General features: G+C 59.9%; 2 protein-coding genes. Both read right to left on the reverse strand.

The features are described 5' to 3' along the window. Positions 1 to 872 (reverse strand): DUF512 domain-containing protein (locus NW820_RS08905; protein ID WP_414407287.1); only part of this gene is annotated, 872 nt, incomplete at its 3' end. Between the two features lie 108 nt (positions 873 to 980). Beyond that, entirely contained in the window at positions 981 to 1,265 is a 285-nt protein-coding gene (locus tag NW820_RS08910) for a DUF2103 domain-containing protein (RefSeq protein WP_011432039.1), read from the reverse strand. Between the last annotated feature and the right edge of the window lie 55 nt (positions 1,266 to 1,320).

Genomic DNA, 1,320 nt, shown 5'->3' on the forward strand with positions numbered 1-1,320 from the left:
GGCAGTTCCCGCCCGGCCAGCAGATACCACTCATCGGCCAGCCAGGCAAAGGTGGATCCCAATGTTTGCCGAAACCCGACCTGCAAAGTTTCCACCTGCTGGATCACTTCTCGGGCCTTGGCCGCATCGACAGGAACCAGCTCATCACCAGGGGGGCGAAAGCGCGTCAACCCCACCGGCACCACTGCTGCCGAGAGGACGGTGGGGATCCCGTCTACGGGCCGGCGAAAGGCGGCCAAATCGAGGAGTGTGCGGGTGAGGTGATCCCCATCGTTCCAGCCTGGGCAGACCACCACCTGTGCGTGCAGTTGCAAGCGATGCTGGCGAAACCAGGCCAACTGCTCCAAAATCAGGCCAGCCCGCGGGTTTTTGAGCAAGCGGCTGCGCAGCTCCGGGTCGGTAGCATGCACTGACACGTAGAGGGGAGAAAGGCGCAGGCGAGCGATGCGCTCCCATTCGGCAGCAGGCAAGTTGGTGAGGGTGAGGTAGCTGCCGTAGAGAAAGCTGAGGCGGTAGTCGTCGTCCTTGAGGTGCAGCGTTGCCCGCATTTCCGGAGGTTGTTGGTCGATGAAGCAAAAGGGACAAGCGTTGGCGCATTGGATCAGGCCATCGAACAGGGCCGTTTCAAACTCCAGCCCCAGATCCTCGTCGATCCCCTTCTCCAGCTCAACTGTGCGCGGGATCCCTTGGCTATTCAAGATCTCCAGGCTTACACACTCCTCAGCGATCAGGAAGCGGTAGTCGATGAGATCGCGGGGGCGTTCGCCGTTGATGCTGACCAGGGCCTCTCCAGGTTGGATGCCCACTTCTGCTGCCAGGGATCCGGGTAAAACAGCGCTGATACGGGCGGGCTTGAGACTAGCACGAGACATAGCTAACTCATCCTCAACTGATGTGCCATTTGCCCCAGCAGGACGAAGTTCTGGGTCGGGACAGCGTTGCGGAGCAATAACGAGGCTCGGTTGACTACAAACAGTTGACTACAAACAGCGGAGAATAGCCGCCTCTAGCTCGGTTTGGCTGAGATCCGTTACCACAAACACCTCTTGCACGCTGCTTCCCTTGCGGGCCACCAGCTTGTACCCGCCCCGGATCGGCACCGAAACCCGCAACTGCAACTGGGGGATCCGCCCACGGCTGCAGGACAGAGCGCCCGGCGTCACGGTTTTAATGCCCGCCTGCCGGGTCAGGCGTTCCAAAACAGGGATCAACCCTGAGATATGGGTAGAGTGGTTCCAAACCAGACGACCAGAGGGCTCAGACATAGCGGCTAGAGTGAGGAGAGGATGGGATCCCTATCCTATTCCTCCACAAATACCT

The organism is Synechococcus sp. R55.7, from assembly GCF_047461955.1.
Lineage (GTDB): Bacteria > Cyanobacteriota > Cyanobacteriia > Thermostichales > Thermostichaceae > Thermostichus.

Excerpts from the sequence above, each read along its gene's own strand:
- NW820_RS08910 (WP_011432039.1), bottom strand. The coding sequence starts at position 1,265 with ATGTCTGAGCCCTCTGGTCGTCTGGTTTGGAACCACTCTACCCATATC.